This is a genomic window from Eubacterium sp. CAG:156, from assembly GCF_000434315.1.
GTDB lineage: Bacteria > Bacillota > Clostridia > Lachnospirales > Lachnospiraceae > Eubacterium_U > Eubacterium_U album.
This window is the reverse complement of record NZ_FR878113.1, coordinates 23,407-41,935: the sequence shown is the minus strand read 5'-3', so window position 1 is coordinate 41,935 and position 18,529 is coordinate 23,407. Positions and strand designations below refer to the sequence as shown.

Below are 18,529 nucleotides of genomic sequence, written 5' to 3'. Positions count from 1 at the left end.
AATAAAGGGGCAGACACTGCCTGCCCCACAATGTGTTAATAATTTAATTATGATTTTATACTTATCAATCTAAAACCTTATTACTTATTAGCTGCTTTATACTGAGTAGCCCATCCCTGAACAAATGCTGTCTTAACATCATCCCATGATCCACCTGCATCATATTTGTTCATTGCTGCTACAAGGCTTGCTCTCCATTCATCTACGTTTGGTGTGTAGTTAAATGTCCAGTCTACGTTGTAATTTCCTGCTTCAAGTAAATCATTTGCATTCTTTAAGAATACGTTACCACTGTCTGCTGCTTTCTTGTAAGGAATAGCACCGAACTGTTCTGCCATAACTTTTGTTCCTTCATCAGATGTTACTAACCAGTTCATGAAATCAAGTGTTGCTTTCTGATCTTTTTCTGAAGCTTTTGCATTAACTGCCCAACAGTTTTCTGTTCCTGAGCAAAGACCAGCTTTTTCTTCTCCTTCAACTCCACAGTAAATTGGAATCATCTGCATATCATCATCTGAAATTGACTTTTTCAATTTATCATATTCCCATGTACCATTCTGGAAGAATACTGCTTCTCCATTCTTAAATTCTGCTTCAGCATCATATCCACCTGTTGCTAAAGAATTCTTGTCATATTTACTATTGTTAATATATAAATCCCATACATTTTTGTAATTATCTAAATATGTTCCTTTGATTTCTGAAGGAGCTTCTGTCCATCCTTCATCTCTTCCTTCATAGAATAAAGGCATATTTGCTAAATGTCCTGTAAATCTCCAAGATGATGAATCATCCATGCCTGATGATGTAAATGCATCAAATCCAAGTTTATCAGCTCTCTTATGAATATCTTCTGCAACTGATTTTAATGAAGCAAAATCTTTAATATCTGTTACTTCATAACCTGCTTCCTTAAGCAACTTCTTGTTTACGATAATTCCATAACTTTCATAACAGTAACCAATTGAGCAAACCTTTCCATCTGCATCTGTTAAGTTAAATGCATCTGTACTTAATTCTTTGTAAACATCTGTATCTTTAAGATCGATGCAATAATCATCCCATGTCTTTACTGCTGCCTGATTTCCAACTACGAATAATGTTGGGGCTGCTGATTTTCCCATTTCAGATGTCAATGTTGAATTGTAATTTCCTGAAGCAGCTGTAACTACTTTTACTTTAACTCCTTTTTCTTTTTCATAAGTCTTAGCTATATCCTGTAAAGCTTCATCTGCTTCAGGTTTGAAGTTTAACCAGTAAACTGATCCTTTAGCACTTGACTTATCACTGCTTGAACTGTTTCCACATCCTGCAAATAAACCTGCTACCATTGTTGCGCATAATGCTACACTAAATAATTTTCTACGCATATTTCTTTCTCCTTTTCAAATAAAAAATAACTAAAGGTCTCCGTTGTTTCCTTCTCAAAGTTTTTTATTTAACTTCACATTGGAAACGTTTCCCATAGCTTGATACTAGCACTTTTTGGAAACGTTTTCAATGGTATTCTGACCATTTTCGGTCTTTTCAGCCTTTTAGCTAATTTTTCACGTATTTTTTGTGCATTTTTCACATCCATTGCAACGTTTTTATATCTTTTTTATACATTTACCACAGTTTTTTTTGTATTTTGCACTCTTGTTAAACACTTTCTTTTTGCCATTTTGCTGTCTATTTTTCTGACAAATACGCAATAAAAAAGTACCATAAAAAAGTTTTATAGCCAACCATTTTACGGTACTTTTATTTCTATATATTTTTATAATTTCCAAATATCTCTGTTATACTCTTCAATTGTTCTATCTGATGAAAAATATCCGGCTTTTGCAATATTAACAAGCATCTTTTTTGCCCATTCTTTTCTATTTTCATAATCAGCATAAGCCTGTTCTCTTGTCTTTACATAAGCATCAAAGTCAGGGAATGTCATAAACCAGTCTTTCCATATAAGTTCATGAGAAAGTCTTTCTAATCTTTCCTTGTCACCTATTGCCATTAATTCATTACCTGTTATAAAATCTACAGCTTCTTTTATTTGTGCATTATCATTATAATACTGTGCTGCGTTATAACTTCCGTTTGCATATCTTTCTACAACAGTTTCACTTAAATCGCCAAAAATATAGATGTTATCATCGCCTACAAGTTCATGTATTTCTACATTTGCACCATCTTCAGTTCCTAGTGTAACTGCTCCATTAAGCATAAACTTCATATTTCCTGTTCCACTTGCTTCTTTTGATGCAAGTGAAATCTGTTCAGAAATATCACATGCCGGAATTAATTTTTCTGCCCATGTAACATTATAATTCTCAACCATAACTACATTAAGATATGGATTAACCTCATGGTCATTGTTTATTAGTTCCTGCAAGCAAAGAATAAGGTGTATAATATCCTGTGCAATGATATATGCCGGAGCTGCTTTTGCTCCGAAAAATACTGTTATTGGAGTTGTTGGCTTTTTACCTGCTTTAATTTCCAAATACTTGTGAATCACATATAAAGCATTTAACTGTTGACGTTTATATTCGTGAAGTCTTTTAATCTGAATATCAAATATTGAATTTTCATTAATTGAAATATTCTGTCTATCACGTAATACATTTTTCAATTCCATTTTCTTAGTGTCTTTTATTTCAAGTATTTTATTTAACACTTCTTCATTATCTTTATATTCTAAAAGTTTCTCTAATTGTGTAGCATCCTTTTTATATCCGTCTCCTATAAGTGATATGATAAGTTCTGTAAGCTGCGGATTACTATGAAGTAGCCATCTTCTAAAAGTAATTCCGTTTGTTTTATTATTAAATTTTTCAGGATATATTCTGTAAAAATTATTTAGTTCAACATTTTTGAGAATATCCGTATGAAGCGATGCTACTCCATTTACACTAGAAGAATAATGAATATCTATATGAGCCATATGAACTCTTTCTTCTCTGTCAATAATGTAAACTGAGCTGTCATCATATTTTCTTCTTACCTTATCATCCAATACTTCAATAATTGGCATAAGCTGAGGTACTGCCTTTTTCAAATAAGAAATAGGCCACTTTTCTAAAGCCTCTGCAAGAATTGTATGATTTGTATATGCACATGACTTAGTAACTGCTTCTATTGCGTCGTCCATTTCTAATCCACGTTCTACCAACAAACGAATAAGTTCAGGAATAACCATTGTTGGATGTGTATCATTTATCTGGATTACAGCATAGTCTGATAAATCATAAAGTTTGCACCCTTTTTCAATACACTCATCTAAAATAAGTTGCGCCGCACTTGATACCATAAAATACTGCTGATAAATTCTTAAAATTCTACCTGCATCATCACTATCATCAGGATAAAGGAATAACGTAAGATTCTTTTCTATATCTTCTTTATTAAAATTAATTCCGTCTTCTACAATGTTTTCATCAACACTTTCAATATCAAATAAATGAAGCTTATTTGTTGTGCTGTTATATCCTGTAACATCAATATCATACATTCTTGAAGTAACAGTCATTCCTTTAAATTTAACCTTATATGTTACATCTGTCTTATTTAACCAGCTTTTCTTAGTAAGCCATGGATCGGGTACTGTAGTCTGGGCATTATTTTTAAATATCTGCTTAAACAAGCCAAAATGATAATTTAATCCTACTCCATCCCCGTTAAGGCCTAATGTTGCTATTGAATCTAAAAAGCATGCCGCAAGTCTTCCAAGCCCACCATTTCCAAGAGACGGCTCTTTTTCAAATTCTTCTATTTCACATAGATTTTTCCCATTATCTGCAAGTTCTTTTTTTACATCATCATAAATTCCAAGATTTATAAGATTATTTGATAACAATTTTCCTATAAGAAATTCCGCTGAAATATAATATAGTTTCTTCTTAGAATTTTTATGTTGTTTACTTTCAGCCATATTTTTGACTAAAGTAAGCAATGAATAATAAATCTCTTCGTTTGTACATTCTGAAATTGATTTATTATATTCTGTTTTAATAATTTCCGAAAGTTGCATTTTTGTACCTCCTAAAATATTATGGTTTTATTTTTGTGTTTATATTATAATATTGTCATCTTATAATTTATTGCATTATTCTTTCGATTATTTGCACAATACTATCCTTTTTTTATTTTGGAGGTTATTTATGAATAAAGATCAATACAAGATATATCACGAAACTAAAACTCATACACCGGACGATTTCCCATACAACACATATCTCTGTTCTATTCCTTTAGATTTCAAATCTGTTAATTTGCATTGGCATAATGAAGTTGAAATTATAGTAATAAAGAAAGGTTGCGGAATAGTTAATGTTAATTTAGTATCATACTCAGTTGAAGCCGGAAATATAATTTTTGTATTTCCAGGTCAATTGCATTCAATAAGTCAGAATGAAGATAATATTATGGAATATGAAAATATATTATTTAAATCGAGTCTTCTTAAATCTTCAGGATATGATTTATGTAATGATAAATTTGTTCAGTCCTTACTTTCAGGGAGTTTAAATATATATCCTGTTATTAATGATTGTTTTGAATATTATAAGCCTGTTATTACCCAAATTAATGAAATTGACAGATTATGTGATTTTCGTCCATATGCATATCAGTTATCAGTCAAATCCCATCTGTTTCAAATATTTTATATCTTAATTTCAAGTTGTGGCTTAAACGAAGTTAAACTTATCAGTAAAAAGTCCCTTGATAAGGTAAAGTCTATTCTGACTTATATTGCAGATAATTTTCAAAGTAATATTACTATAGAGGAAATTGCAGGTCATTGCTTTTACAGTAAATCCTATTTCATGAAATTTTTTAAGGAAACTATGGGTATGAGTTTTATACAATATCTTAATGATTATCGTTTAGAAGTTGCAGCTAAATTATTAACCACAACTTCTGATGATATTATTGATATCTCTGTTAATACCGGATTTGAGAATTTATCTTATTTTAACAGATGCTTTAAGAAAAAATACGGCACTACTCCGGGAAGGTACAGAAAAAAACATTAATTCTTAAATATTTTAACTATATTTTTTCAAATCATTTATAAAAGAAAGAGGTGTCATGCGATACTTTTTCTTAAATGCCCTATGAAAATATGAAAGATTGTGAAATCCTACAGATAATGAAACTTCCATTATTGATGAGTTTCCCTTTTCAAATAGTTCGACTGCTTTTTCAAGTCGCAAATTATTAATGTATTCAACACAAGTCATATTCATATGTTTTTTAAAAAATCGCATAAAATGATAATCACTAAAATAACAAAGTTTAGCTAATTGTGACACGGTAATTGTTTCAGAATAATGAAGTTCAATATAATCAAGTACATTTTTTATCTTGTCCGACACCTTTTCTGTCTCCGGCACCGCTACCTTTTTACTATATTGAAGCAATAAGAATATTGTTTGTAAAAATAATGATTTCAATGCAAGTTCATAACCAATTATTGATTCGTCATATGTTGTATTAATCTGATTAAATATTTTTCTAAGAGATACATATGCCGGATGATTTGGTTTTATAACGTATGGCATGGAAAACTCCTGATTCATAATAGGCGCAAGATACCTTGTCGAGCATATATCTGTAGAATTTCCTCCTAAAAATTTCAGGTGAAATACATATGTTTCAGAACTTACTTTTTTATTATTTCCTAATGTTATTGAATGTAAAAACAATGGAGGAACAAATAAAATATCTCCTTCTTCTACTTCATATTCAACTAAATCAATCTTATATATACATTTTCCACTTGTAATCAACGTAAGTTCCGCCTCTTCGTGCCAATGGTTAGTTACTCCCATGTATTCTGAAGAAAGATTTGTTATATATTTTTGTACAGGAAAAAAACTTTCTCCATGTTTAGCATCTTCTTTTTGATCTATCGCAAGTGTATGTACCTTTTTCAAATTTATTACCTCTTATCATTACTTCATATATTTTATTTTCAATAGCAGTATTGTGTTATATATTGTTAAAATACTGCAAGATAATTTCATTTTTTATTTTTATAATAGCAGTATAATACATATATTTCAATGTATTTACATTATATGAGTGAAAGAATTTACTAAGCATCAGTTTTAGTAAAAATGAGGTATTTATATGAATAAAAAATGGTGGCATGATAAGGTTGCTTATCAGATTTATCCTAAAAGTTTTCTTGATACTAATGGGGATGGAATTGGTGATTTAAAAGGTATAATATCTAAACTGGATTATTTAAAAGAATTAGGAATTGACATTATATGGCTTTCTCCTATTTACAAGTCACCTTTTATTGATCAGGGCTATGATATTTCTGACTATTATTCTATTGCCAAAGAATTCGGAACTATGGAAGATTTTGATGAATTACTTTCTGAAGCAAAAAAACGTAATATGTACATTATAATGGATTTAGTTATAAATCACTGTTCTGATCAACATGAATGGTTTAGGAAAGCTTTAGCTGACCCTGATGGCGAATACGCTGATTATTTCTATTTCAGAGAAGGCAAAAATGGTAATCCACCTAGCAATTATCGTTCATATTTTGGTGGTAGTTGTTGGGAACCTGTACCTGGAACTGATAAATATTATTTACATATGTTTGCAAAAGAACAGCCCGATTTAAATTGGGAAAATCCAATTCTAAGACAAAAACTTTTTGATATGGTAAACTGGTGGCTTGAAAAAGGTCTTGCCGGGTTTAGAATTGATGCAATTATGAATATCAAAAAAGACCTTGATTTTCCTGATTTTGGACCTGACGGTCCTGATGGCTTGTCAGGATGTTGGCGCATGATAGAGAGTGTTGATGGAATAGGCGAATTGTTAGACGACTTAAAGAAAAACACGTTTGAGAAATATGAAGCATTTACTGTTGCCGAAGCTTTTAATTTAAACAAATCTGAACTTAATAAGTTTATTGGCGAAAACGGATATTTCTCAACTATTTTTGATTTCAGTGCGCAGTGCCTTAGTGACGGTAAACATGGTTGGTATGATTCACCTGACATCACTTTTAAGAAGTGGCGTGAAACCATAATTAACTCACAACTTGATGTCCAAAAGGTTGGATTTGAAGCAAATATTATAGAAAACCATGACGAACCTCGTGGAGTATCAAGATTTTTACCTGAATATGCCAGAAACGCTGATGGTACAAAAATGCTAGGGACAATAAGTGTTTTGCTTCGTGGAATTCCATTTATTTATCAGGGGCAGGAAATTGGAATGCAAAATGCCATTTGGAAAAGCGTTGATGAATTTAACGACATAAACACAATAGACCAATATTACATTGCAAGAAAAGCCGGACTTAATAACAAAGACGCGTTAGCTGCTTGCTGTAAAATGAGCCGTGACAATGCAAGAACACCTATGCAGTGGAGTTCTTGTAATAATGCAGGCTTTACAAATGGTACACCTTGGTTAAAAGTAAATTCAAATTATAAACTAATTAATGTTGAAAACCAGGAAAAAAATCCTGACTCTGTGCTTAACTACTACAAAAAATTAGTGTCAGTGCGCAAATCTCCTGAATATATAGAAACATTTACTTACGGCGAATTTATTCCTGCATATGAAAACACTGAAACAGTTATGGCTTATTATCGTGTATTTAATAACAAACGTATACTTGTTATTGCAAACTTTGGAAAGGATACTGCTACCGTTCCCGTTGAATATTCCTTTAAGCACATTATTCTTTCTAATAAAGGCAGGAGTTCTCTACCGACTACCTCTATTAGCCTTGAAAGCTGTGAAGTTCTTGTTTTAGAGTGTGATAATTAAACTGTAATAATAAAAAGGATTGGTTTATATAATTTTCTTAAAGTTCATCATTCAAGGTTCTAAACTTTACTTCTTAAGATTTAGAGCCTTGAATTTTTCACTTTTATAAAATACTATATACCAATCCGTATCCATCACAGTTGTAAACTTTTGACCAAACATAATTGTTATTGTTTTAACTTATTAGTCATCCAATAAATTCTGCATACTACGCAAGCTTATTAATAAAGTTGATGTATTATGCAAAAGTGCTGCTAATGTAGGCTGAATAATTCCTGCCACTCCAAGAACAATTAATCCTGTGTTAAATATTGCTATATCTTTGTAGTTTTTATGAATTTTCTTCATTAGTCCATTACTAATTGCTTTTAATGTTACGATTTCATATAAACTGTCAGCACCTATTGTAACATCAGCAATTTCTCTTGCAATTTGAGCGCCATCACTTATTGCAATTCCTACATCTGCCGCTGATAACGCCGGTGAATCATTTACACCATCACCTATCATTATAACTTTTCGGCCAAGTGACTTTTCCTTTTCTACAAATTTAGCTTTGTCTTCCGGAAGTACTTCTGAATAATATTCATCAACACCAACACGTTTTGCTATAACTGAAGCTGTTCTTTCACTATCACCTGTCATCATAACGACCTTACTTAATCCTGCTTTTTTCAACGAATTAATTACTGCTTCTGCTTCATCCCTTAATGGGTCTTCTATACAAATTACGCCTGCAAGTTCATTTTCAATTGCAAGGTACAGATGAGAACACTGTAATGGCAAATTATTAAACTTTTCTTCCATTCCTTTTGGAACCACACATTTTTCATCTTCAAACACAAAATGCGAACTTCCTATAATTGTTTTTCTTCCGTTATAAAACGTAGAAATACCATGAGCAACTATATATTCAACTTTTGTATGTTCTTCTTCATGTTCAAGGCCTTTCTTTGCTGCTGCATCTACAACAGCCTTAGCCATAGAATGTGGAAAATGTTCTTCTAAGCACGCTGCAATTTTTAACAATTCATCCTGAGACTGTCCGTTGAATGAAATAACATCTACAACTGTAGGTTGTGCCTTTGTAAGTGTGCCTGTTTTATCAAACACAATACTGTCTGCTTCTGCTATTGCTTCAAGATATTTACCACCCTTTACGGTTATGTTATAAATACTTGCCTCTCTAATTGCTGACAAAACAGATATCGGCATAGCAAGTTTTAATGCACATGAAAAGTCAACCATGAGCACTGACAAAGCTCTTGTAACATTTCTTGTTATAAGCCACGTTATACCTGTTCCAAGCAAAGTGTATGGAACAAGTCTGTCTGCCAAATGTTCTGCTTTTCCTTCTACCTGTGACTTGAGTTTTTCCGACTCTTCAATCATTGATACAATTTTATCAAATCTTCCTGAGCCACTTACCTCTTTAACACAAATTGTAAGTTCCCCTTCTTCAACAACTGTTCCTGCATATACTGAACTATCCTTTTCCTTTTGTACCGGAAGTGATTCTCCCGTCATTGACGCCTGATTTACCATAGCTTCTCCATCTGTAACAGTACCGTCAAACGGAATAACATTTCCCATATGTACTATAACTTTGTCCCCTGCCTTTATCTTATTTGAATCTACAAGGATTTCTTTTCCATCACTGCCAACAAGCCATACCTTATCAATGTTAAGTGACATACTTCTTGCTAAATCATCAACAGATTTCTTGTGAGTCCACTCTTCAAGAATCTCACCTATTCCAAGTAAAAACATTACCGAGCCTGCCGTTTCCATATCTCCTCTAAGCATAGAAACTGTTATTGCTGTCGCATCCAATACCGGTACTTCAATTTTTCCTTTAAGAAGTGTCTGTATTCCATGTTTAATATATTTTGTCGATTTAACAACTGATATGGCTGCTCTTATAGGATATGGAATAAATAACTTTGAACTATATCTAAGAACTACTTTATTTATAAGTTTTTCTTTGTATTTTTCATTCAATTCTCTTCCTGAATTTTCAAGAAAAATCTTTGGTACTTCTACATTCTCATAAGAGAATGTCTTAATCATTTTAATTATTTCTTCCCTGTCTCCCTGATAACATACAGTTACATCACCTGTTCTGTTTTGAACATTTACATGAGTAATATTCTTTCCCATAGAAAAATAATATTGTAGTATGTCTGCCTGTTCATATGACATTCTATTTTGAATGACGTGAAAACGTATACGACCTTTTATTTCATGCATTATTTTAACTTTCATTTTTGTGCCTCCATACAACTATAAAAAGCAACTTAAGCAGTTATTCCCTGCCCTCGCTGCTTTCATAGTACCTATTTCGATATAAAGTTATTTTTATCTGCATTTATGTAATTTAATAAGTTATAAACTATTAACTTCAAATTTACTCTGCATCTTCTGTTGTATCTTCAACTACATCTTCAAATTCATCTTCAATATTTTCTGCTTCCTCTGCTGCAGCTCTTTCTTCATTAATCTGCTGAGCTTCTGCATAAATATCTTCTGCATTTTCCTGAATTGTTGTAGCTGTCTTCATAACACAATCTTTAGCTCTAAGAGCTGCTGCTGTACAGTTTGTATATACTTTTTTAGCATCCTTACTTCCTAAAACTTTTACACCTGCTGTTCCAAACAATACACCTGCTGCAAAAATTCCTGTTTTCTTAATATCAATTTTCTTTAATATGTCTAACATTTTTCTCCTCCTAATTCTACTGCTACCTTAAGACTTCAAAACTATTGTAAAACTTATTAAAATTTAGCAATCCATTTTATTGCCCTATTATGCAAAGCATTACTAAAATGTTTCAATCATCTATCTGTAGTTATTTGTTTCTAACTCATTTTATAGCACACTTGTTTTTTTGTGTCAATAAATGGCACTAAATTATTAATCACAAATTTGCACCATGTTATTCCTGTATAATTTTTATATACTTATTTGTTTATATATTATCTTTAAACTCAAAAAACATGGTCAAAATTTAACCGGTCAAGTTTTTCATTTTATTCATCTATTCTTCTTTTAATGTTCGCATCGAGTTAAGTATTGCTATAACCGATACGCCTACATCTGCAAATACTGCTTCCCACATATTTGCAACGCCAAAAGCTCCTAATATAAGCACTAATGCTTTAACTCCTAACGCAAATACAATGTTTTGCTTTACAATAGAAAGTGTTTTTCTTGATATTTTCACAACTGAGGCAATTTTTGTAACATCATCATCCATTAATACAACGTCCGCTGCTTCAATTGCCGCATCACTTCCCATACTTCCCATTGCAATACCTATGTCAGCTCTTGTGAGTACAGGAGCATCGTTAATTCCATCACCAACAAATGCCACTTTGTCCTTTTCACTCTTTTGTTCAAGAAGTTTTTCTACACGGTCTACTTTGTCTGCCGGTAATAATTGAGCATGATACTCATCAATTCCAAGTTCATTTGCCACCTTCTCAACTATTTCCTTCTGGTCTCCGCTAAGCATTACAGTCTTTCTAACACCCACATGCTTCATATCTGAAATAGCTTCTTTAGCACCTTCTTTTATTTCATCAGAAATAACTAAAGAGCCTGCAAATTTGCCATCAATCGCTACATAAATTATTGTCCCAATTGCATCACATTTTTCATAGGAAATGTTTTGTTTATTCATCAGTTTTTCATTGCCAACAAAAACATCTTTTCCTGCAAACTGTGCATGTATTCCATGCCCTGCAATTTCTTCAACATTCTGAAGTTTTGATGTATCTATTTTTTCTCCATATGCATTTTTAATAGACTCAGCAATAGGATGTGTCGAATACGATTCACTATATGCTGCTACTTCCAACAATTCCTTTTCACTACATCCGACTGCATTTATCCCTGATACTTTAAACTCACCTTTAGTTAGAGTTCCTGTCTTGTCAAATACTATTGTTGACATTTCTGCCAATGCTTCTAAATAATTGCTTCCCTTTACAAGTATTCCAATTCTAGAAGCAGCTCCAATTCCACCGAAAAATCCCAACGGAACTGATATAACTAAAGCACATGGACATGAGATTACAAGGAATATACAAGCCCTCTGAATCCAATCCCCCCACTGTCCACCACAAAACAAAGGCGGTATTATTGCCAAAGCAACTGCACCAATAGTAACTACAGGTGTATAATACTTTGCAAATCTTGTAATAAAGTTTTCAACTCGAGCTTTCTTACTGCTTGCATTTTCTACTAATTCAAGAATCTTAGCTACTGTAGAGTCATCAAATTCCTTTGTAGTTTTTACTTTTAAAGTCGTACTTCCGTTAACACAGCCACTTATGATTTCATCACCTGCACTAACCTTTCTTGGAACAGACTCACCTGTTAAAGCTGCAGTGTCAACAAATGACTCTCCTTCAACTACAACTCCATCAAGAGGTACTTTTTCACCCGGTTTAATTACTATAATACTTCCTACCTCAACATCATCCGGATCGACCTGTTCTAATCCGTTTTCAGTTTCAATATTTGCATATTCCGGGCAAATATCCATCATATCTGAAATTGACTTTCTTGATTTACCAACGGCATATGCCTGGAACAATTCACCTACCTGATAAAACAACATAACTGCTACTGCTTCTGAATATTCACCAACTCCAAATGCACCAAATGTAGCAATCATCATCAAAAAGTTTTCATCAAACACCTGTCCGTGACTTATATTTCTAAACGCTTTAAAAACAATGTCATATCCAATAATAATATATGGTACGAGATAAATAACAAATAATATCCACTTATTTACATCATCAAACTTTCCTGTTTTATCTAATACAAGAAGAACTACAAATAAAATTAATGTTGCTATTATTCGTCCTAACACCTTTTTTTGCTTTTCACTCATAACATGCTCCATTCTTCCGTATTTATTTTACGGATGTATAATCAAAAACTGTCTTTTCTAATTTCTATTTATAAAGCCGGTAACTTTCTTTGACTTATGCATTGAAAATCTGCCGGCTTTATAACTATGGACAATTATAATAAAATCTTGCAGTCAGGTTCTACCTTTGCACAAACCTTTACTACTTCTTTCATAATGCCATCAAATCTTGCATCGTCTGCATCAACCATCATCTTCTGTGTCATAAAGCTTACAGATGCATCATTTACTCCATCAATTTTCTTAATTAAATCTTCCATCTTTGCTGCACAATTTGCACAATCCAAATCCTGTAATTTAAATTTCTTCTTCATAATTAACATCCTTTCCACTAATGCTTTAGTACTAACTCTCTAATCTCTAATATATTTATTTTTCTTCTATATGTTCAATTCCCTGGGAAATTATCGTTCTCACATGACCATCTGCAAGTGAATAGAAAATTGATTTACCTTCTCTTCTATTCTTAATAAGTTTAGCCTGCTTTAAAATTCTCAACTGATGAGATACGGCTGACTGAGTCATATTCAAAGTTTCTGCCAAATCACATACACATACTTCTGATTCAAATAATACAAAAAGTATACGAATTCTTGTAGAATCGCCAAATACTTTAAATAACTCTGCCAAATCATATAATTCATCCTCATCAGGCATATTATCATTAACGATTTTCAACAAGTCTTCATGAGTCTTACATTCATCGCAACATTCTACATTGTGATTTATCATTCTAATTCCACCTTTCTCCAAACATATGAATAATTGTTCATATGTTTATAGTATATTTTTTTTTCATTTCTGTCAACATATTTTTTTCTTTAATGCTATTAAATAATCTACTATATTAATATTGATTTTCTGCTCACTCCCGTTATTTTCACAATAGTTCTTTTCTTTCCTTTTCAGTCGATTTTTTTGTTTATCTAATATCCTATACTTTCCAATCTAACTATGTTATAATCTTTGACGCAAGGAACTTATAATTATTCAAACTAATTATAGGTTTCTTGTATTAAGTTTAAACATTTTTGTTGATAGTTTTAAACTAATATTAAGAAAGGATTTTAAATACAAGTCATTGTCTAATCTTTGATTTGTGTCTTGTTTTTACAAGGTTTGGTACGGAAAATGAATATAATCATAGTTGGCTGTGGTAAAGTTGGAAAAAATCTGGCTGCACAGTTGAGCAAAGAGGATAATAGTATCTGCGTTGTTGACATTGATGGAAATGTTGTTCACAAGTTAGCTGACACTTATGATGTTATGGGAATTATCGGTAACGGTGCAAGTTATAGCGTTTTACAGGAAGCCGGTCTTGAATATGCTGATTTATTAATCGCTGTAACTAAGTCTGACGAAGTAAATCTTTTATGCTGCATGATTGCAAAAAAAGGAAGCAACTGTAACACAATTGCCAGAGTCAGAAATCCTATATATAACAAAGAACGTCATTTTCTTCAGGAAGAATTAGGATTATCCATGATTATTAATCCTGAATTTATTTCAGCAACTGAAATTTCACGTATTTTGTGTTTTCCAAATGCAATTGATGTTGATCTATTTTCAAAAGGACGAGCTGAAATGATTCGTTTTAGAATTCCTAAGGATTCTGTTCTTGATAATGTACATATAAAAGATTTATCATCCCGTATATTTGCAGGTGTTCTTATATGTGCTATTGAAAGGGATAATGAAGTAACAATCCCAACAGGTGATTTTGTTTTAAAATCAGGAGATGTTGTATCAATGATGTCTTCTAGACAGACAACCATTGACTTCTTCCATTTTATTAATTTCCATACTCACGAAGTTAAAAATGCGATGATTGTTGGTGGTGGAAAAATTGCTGTATATTTAGCACAAATGCTTTTGAAGTTAAAGATTTCAGTAAAAATAATCGAACATGACCCTGCACGTTGCCAGGAATTGTGTGAAATGCTACCTAATGCTACTATCATTTGCGGTGACGGAACAGACAATACTCTTCTTATTGAAGAGCGAATTGATCAGACTGATGCATTAGTTACATTAACTAATTATGATGAAGAAAATATACTTCTTGCTTTATTTGCTCAAAAGAGAGTAAAAACTAAAGTTGTGTCAAAAATAAATCGTTCACAGTTAACTGAAGTGGTTCATAATTTAAATTTAGACAGTGTTATTTATCCTAAAAATCTTTGTACTGAACGAATTTTACAATATGTACGTGCAAAGCAAAATGCCATTGGAAGTAATATCGTTACTCTATATAGATTATGTGACGATAAGGTTGAAGCTTTGGAATTTAACATTGCCGAGAAATCAAAACTGACAGGTGTTCCTTTGAAAGACCTTAATATAAAAAAGGGTGTATTAATTTGTTGTATAACCCGTGATGATAAATTAATTATTCCGGGTGGAGATGATGTAATTGCTCCTGGTGACTCAATGATTATAGTTACAACTCTTTTAGGCTTAAAAGACGCTAGGGATATTTTGGAGGATTAACATAAAGTCATGAATTATTCAATTATACGATATATTTTAGGAATTGTATTAAAACTTGAAGGCATATTAATGTGTCTGCCTTTGATTGTGGGCATAATTTATTCTGAAAAATCAGCATACTCTTATGTAATTACCATTGCTATGTGTCTGATTATTGGTACTATTCTTAGTCACAAGAAACCAAAAGATACAGAATTTTATGCAACAGAAGGTTACATAACAGTTTCATTAAGCTGGGTAATTTTAAGTATATTTGGTTGTCTTCCATTTGTTATAAGTGGAGAGATACCTTCAATGGTAGACGCCTTATTTGAAACCATCTCCGGTTTCACAACTACAGGAGCAAGTATTTTATCTGATGTTGAATCTTTATCCTATTGTAATAATATGTGGAGATGCTTTACGCATTGGATTGGTGGTATGGGAGTTCTGGTTTTTATACTTGCGATTCTCCCAATGCGTGGTGGACAGCGAATGTATCTTATGAAAGCAGAGAGTCCCGGACCTTCTGTTGAAAAACTTGTACCAAAAGTTAGAAATACTGCAATGATTTTATATGGGATATATACTGTTATGACTTTTATTGAAGTACTACTTCTTCTTATATCAGGTATGCCGTTATTTGATGCTTTAACTACATCTTTTGGTACTGCCGGTACAGGTGGATTTGGAATAAAAAATGACAGTATAACCGGATATAACTCATCGATTCAGATTATAGTAACTGTTTTTATGATATTATTTGGTTTAAACTTTAATATATACTATCTTATTTTATGTAAAAAATTTAAACAGGCACTACATTCTGAAGAATTAAAAGCTTACCTTTTAGTAATTTTTGCAACTATAGGAATTATTACTTTTAATATTCGTAGTTTTTTCCCAACTATAGGTGAAGCATTAAAACATGCGGCATTCCAGGTTGGTTCAATTATTACTACAACAGGATTTTCGACCACAAATTTTGATTTATGGCCACAAGTATCCAAAACAATTCTTATTATGCTAATGTTTATGGGTGCCTGTGCCGGAAGTACAGGTGGTGGTATTAAGGTTTCACGACTTTTAATATTAATCAAAACATTAAAAAAAGAATTATTTACTATTGTTCATCCTCGCGGAGTCAAAAAAATAACTATGGACAAACGACCTATTGAACATGAAACAGTACGTTTAACAAATATTTTTATGGTTGCATACATATTTATTTTGGCATTTTCAATTTTACTTATCGGCATTGATAATTTAGACTTCACAACTAATTTCACAGCCGTAGCTGCCACATTAAATAATATTGGTCCCGGATTAGAACTTGTTGGACCTACCCGTAATTTTGGAATATTTTCTGATTTTTCAAAATTTATTTTAATGTTTGATATGTTAGCCGGACGACTTGAAATTTTCCCTATGTTAATGCTTTTTGCACCAATTTCGTGGAAAAGACAATAGTTCGAAATGTATGTTTTAAAATAAATTGAATTTGCAGTTAAACATTCATAGAACGTATAAGTATTACGTTTAATATCCTTATACAAAACAGGCACTACATACTGAACAGACCCCCAAAAAGTTAAAATTCCAGTTATAACTTTTTAGAGTCGGCTCACTTGCAGTGCCTGTTTTTATTATCAACTGTATATCGACGGTTCAACAATAACTTTTTCTTCTTTTTCATTCATTTTTTCCATACGATGTTTTCTAAGAAATTCTTCATCTGTGTCCATAGAATATTTTCCCGTTATTCCCTTCTTTATTACATTTCCTTCTGTTGCTTCTTCCGGAATCTTCTTTTTCTGAATAACGTACTCTTTTCCATTCGTGTCTTCACAAACTACCATTGCGTCCTCAAATCTCATTATTATCAGCTTCACTTTTTAGTCCGTCCCTTCCTGCATTTCAAAACACAATGATTAGAATTACCTTTGTGTTTTGCAACATCTATACTATAAATTTACCTATTAATTGTAAATATCTTATAGAATAAATTACTATTGCATAAATTAAATCTCGACATTTTACAATTAATTATAGTAAGTATACTATTTTTTATATTCATTTTCAAGAACGGCATAATCAGGAACAATATGTTTATTAGCATTTTTACTTTTAATAATATAAATTTTTTCTCTTTTCAAAAATTATAATAAACATTACATTTCAGTTCTTTTTTGCTTTTTTAAACATATATTTAATTTATACTTAGTATAAGGATTTAAAATGGATTACGGATTAGCTTTATCTGGTGGTGGTGCAAGAGGAAGCGCTCACATCGGAATTTTAATGGCTCTCGCTGAAGAAAATATGTTGCCCTCTTCAATCGCAGGAACGAGTGCCGGAAGTATTATCGCAGGCTTATATGCTGCAAATATTTCTATTGATACCATGCAAAAAATTGCCCAGATTTTAACTTCTCACCCAACTACTATATTAGACCCGGATATTATTGGAATGCTTTTATTTTTTCCTCTATTTTTAACTTGTCGCAAGCAGCATTTAACGGGGTTATTAAAAGGGCATAAACTTAATAACTTTCTTTGCTCTTATACTGATGGTAAAGAAATTTCTGACTTAAATAGTCAACTTGTAATTCCTGCTGTAGATTTAATTTCCGGCAATACGATTGCTTTTACTAATTCCAAAGTAAAATCTCCTCTAGAAAATGTAGTGTGGAAAACTAACGGAAAACTATGTGACATTATTACCGCAAGTTGCTCTGTCCCCGGAATATTTCGTCCTGTCAAAATGAGCAAGTACTACCTGGTTGATGGTGGTGTCACCCACAACCTTCCGGTAAATCTTTTAATGTCCACAGGCGTTGACAAAATTATTGCTGTTGACATTGGTGTAGATTATAAAACTCCTCACAACAATTCTATTACTGAAATTCTCTCTCATTCTTTTTCTATTATGTCTTACAATTTGAAAACATGCCTTTCTCAGGGAGAACGACTTTTACTTGAACCTTCACTTGATAAAAATGCCGGTCTTTTAACTTTTAATATGATTAATGATTGTATAAAAGCCGGATATATTTACGGCAAAAAGATGATTCCTAAAATTAAAGACGCTTTGAAATAACTTTGTTATACGCACGGCTTCGCCGTTCATAACACTTCGAATCCGCTCCGCTTCTTCTCAGTGATTATGCATTCGCCAAATACTTTCAGCTTTTTTTGCAAGCAAAAAGCTGAAAGTATTTGGCTCATTGCGTATAACAAGAAAAGCCTTTCAAATAGATTACTCTACTTGAAAGGCTTCTTTAGTGAACAGGTCGTTCCACTTGTAATTCCCCAATTACATTATTA

The 18,529-nt window shown here is 32.1% G+C and carries 14 protein-coding genes; 5 read left to right on the top strand and 9 right to left on the bottom strand.

What is annotated here, in order from left to right:
* Positions 1-80: 80 nt before the first annotated feature.
* The gene (locus ABMA45_RS00515; protein WP_022087934.1) at positions 81-1,370 is read right to left on the bottom strand and encodes an ABC transporter substrate-binding protein; all 1,290 of its coding nucleotides are present in this window, start codon (positions 1,368-1,370) and stop codon (positions 81-83) included.
* A gap of 389 nt (positions 1,371-1,759) precedes the next feature.
* A complete protein-coding gene (locus ABMA45_RS00510) occupies positions 1,760-4,012 on the bottom strand; it encodes a glycogen/starch/alpha-glucan phosphorylase (RefSeq protein WP_022087933.1) in 2,253 nt (750 codons plus the stop codon).
* A 130-nt stretch (positions 4,013-4,142) separates the two neighbouring features.
* On the opposite strand from ABMA45_RS00510, the gene ABMA45_RS00505 reads away from it, so the two are divergent.
* Positions 4,143-5,018 (top strand): AraC family transcriptional regulator, encoded by an 876-nt coding sequence (locus ABMA45_RS00505; RefSeq protein WP_022087932.1) that lies wholly within the window; start codon positions 4,143-4,145, stop codon positions 5,016-5,018.
* Positions 5,019-5,030: 12 nt separating this feature from the next.
* On the opposite strand, the gene ABMA45_RS00500 is transcribed toward ABMA45_RS00505, so the two are convergent.
* On the bottom strand, positions 5,031-5,921 hold the full coding sequence (locus tag ABMA45_RS00500) for an AraC family transcriptional regulator (protein ID WP_022087931.1): 891 nt from the start codon (positions 5,919-5,921) through the stop codon (positions 5,031-5,033).
* A gap of 196 nt (positions 5,922-6,117) precedes the next feature.
* Here ABMA45_RS00500 and ABMA45_RS00495 point away from each other — a divergent pair, with 196 nt between their 5' ends.
* Entirely contained in the window at positions 6,118-7,791 is a 1,674-nt protein-coding gene (locus ABMA45_RS00495; RefSeq protein WP_022087930.1) for an alpha-glucosidase, read from the top strand.
* 183 nt (positions 7,792-7,974) lie between these two features.
* On the opposite strand, the gene ABMA45_RS00490 is transcribed toward ABMA45_RS00495, so the two are convergent.
* The 5 genes from ABMA45_RS00490 to ABMA45_RS00470 form a co-directional block, all read right to left on the bottom strand.
* Complete coding sequence (locus tag ABMA45_RS00490) at positions 7,975-10,056, bottom strand: heavy metal translocating P-type ATPase (RefSeq protein WP_022087929.1); 2,082 nt, start codon at positions 10,054-10,056, stop codon at positions 7,975-7,977.
* Positions 10,057-10,198: 142 nt separating this feature from the next.
* Complete coding sequence (locus ABMA45_RS00485) at positions 10,199-10,510, bottom strand: DUF6110 family protein (RefSeq protein WP_022087928.1); 312 nt, start codon at positions 10,508-10,510, stop codon at positions 10,199-10,201.
* A 319-nt stretch (positions 10,511-10,829) separates the two neighbouring features.
* A complete protein-coding gene (locus ABMA45_RS00480) occupies positions 10,830-12,695 on the bottom strand; it encodes a heavy metal translocating P-type ATPase (RefSeq protein WP_022087927.1) in 1,866 nt (621 codons plus the stop codon).
* Between the two features lie 134 nt (positions 12,696-12,829).
* Positions 12,830-13,048 (bottom strand): cation transporter, encoded by a 219-nt coding sequence (locus ABMA45_RS00475; RefSeq protein ID WP_022087926.1) that lies wholly within the window; start codon positions 13,046-13,048, stop codon positions 12,830-12,832.
* Between the two features lie 55 nt (positions 13,049-13,103).
* A complete protein-coding gene (locus tag ABMA45_RS00470; RefSeq protein WP_022087925.1) occupies positions 13,104-13,466 on the bottom strand; it encodes an ArsR/SmtB family transcription factor in 363 nt (120 codons plus the stop codon).
* A gap of 399 nt (positions 13,467-13,865) precedes the next feature.
* On the opposite strand from ABMA45_RS00470, the gene trkA reads away from it, so the two are divergent.
* Positions 13,866-15,224 carry a Trk system potassium transporter TrkA gene (gene trkA / locus ABMA45_RS00465; RefSeq protein WP_022087924.1) on the top strand — a complete coding sequence of 453 codons (1,359 nt, stop codon included), beginning with the start codon at positions 13,866-13,868 and terminating at the stop codon, positions 15,222-15,224.
* Between the two features lie 9 nt (positions 15,225-15,233).
* Positions 15,234-16,673, top strand: coding sequence for a TrkH family potassium uptake protein (locus tag ABMA45_RS00460; protein WP_022087923.1), 1,440 nt, complete (start codon positions 15,234-15,236; stop codon positions 16,671-16,673).
* Positions 16,674-16,852: 179 nt separating this feature from the next.
* On the opposite strand, the gene ABMA45_RS00455 is transcribed toward ABMA45_RS00460, so the two are convergent.
* Positions 16,853-17,095, bottom strand: a complete 243-nt coding sequence (locus ABMA45_RS00455; protein ID WP_147339812.1) for a DUF3006 domain-containing protein — start codon at positions 17,093-17,095, stop codon at positions 16,853-16,855.
* Between the two features lie 346 nt (positions 17,096-17,441).
* Here ABMA45_RS00455 and ABMA45_RS00450 point away from each other — a divergent pair, with 346 nt between their 5' ends.
* Positions 17,442-18,302: a patatin-like phospholipase family protein gene (locus tag ABMA45_RS00450; RefSeq protein ID WP_022087921.1), complete on the top strand. Its 861-nt coding sequence runs from the start codon at positions 17,442-17,444 to the stop codon at positions 18,300-18,302.
* The last annotated feature ends 227 nt before the right edge of the window (positions 18,303-18,529 follow it).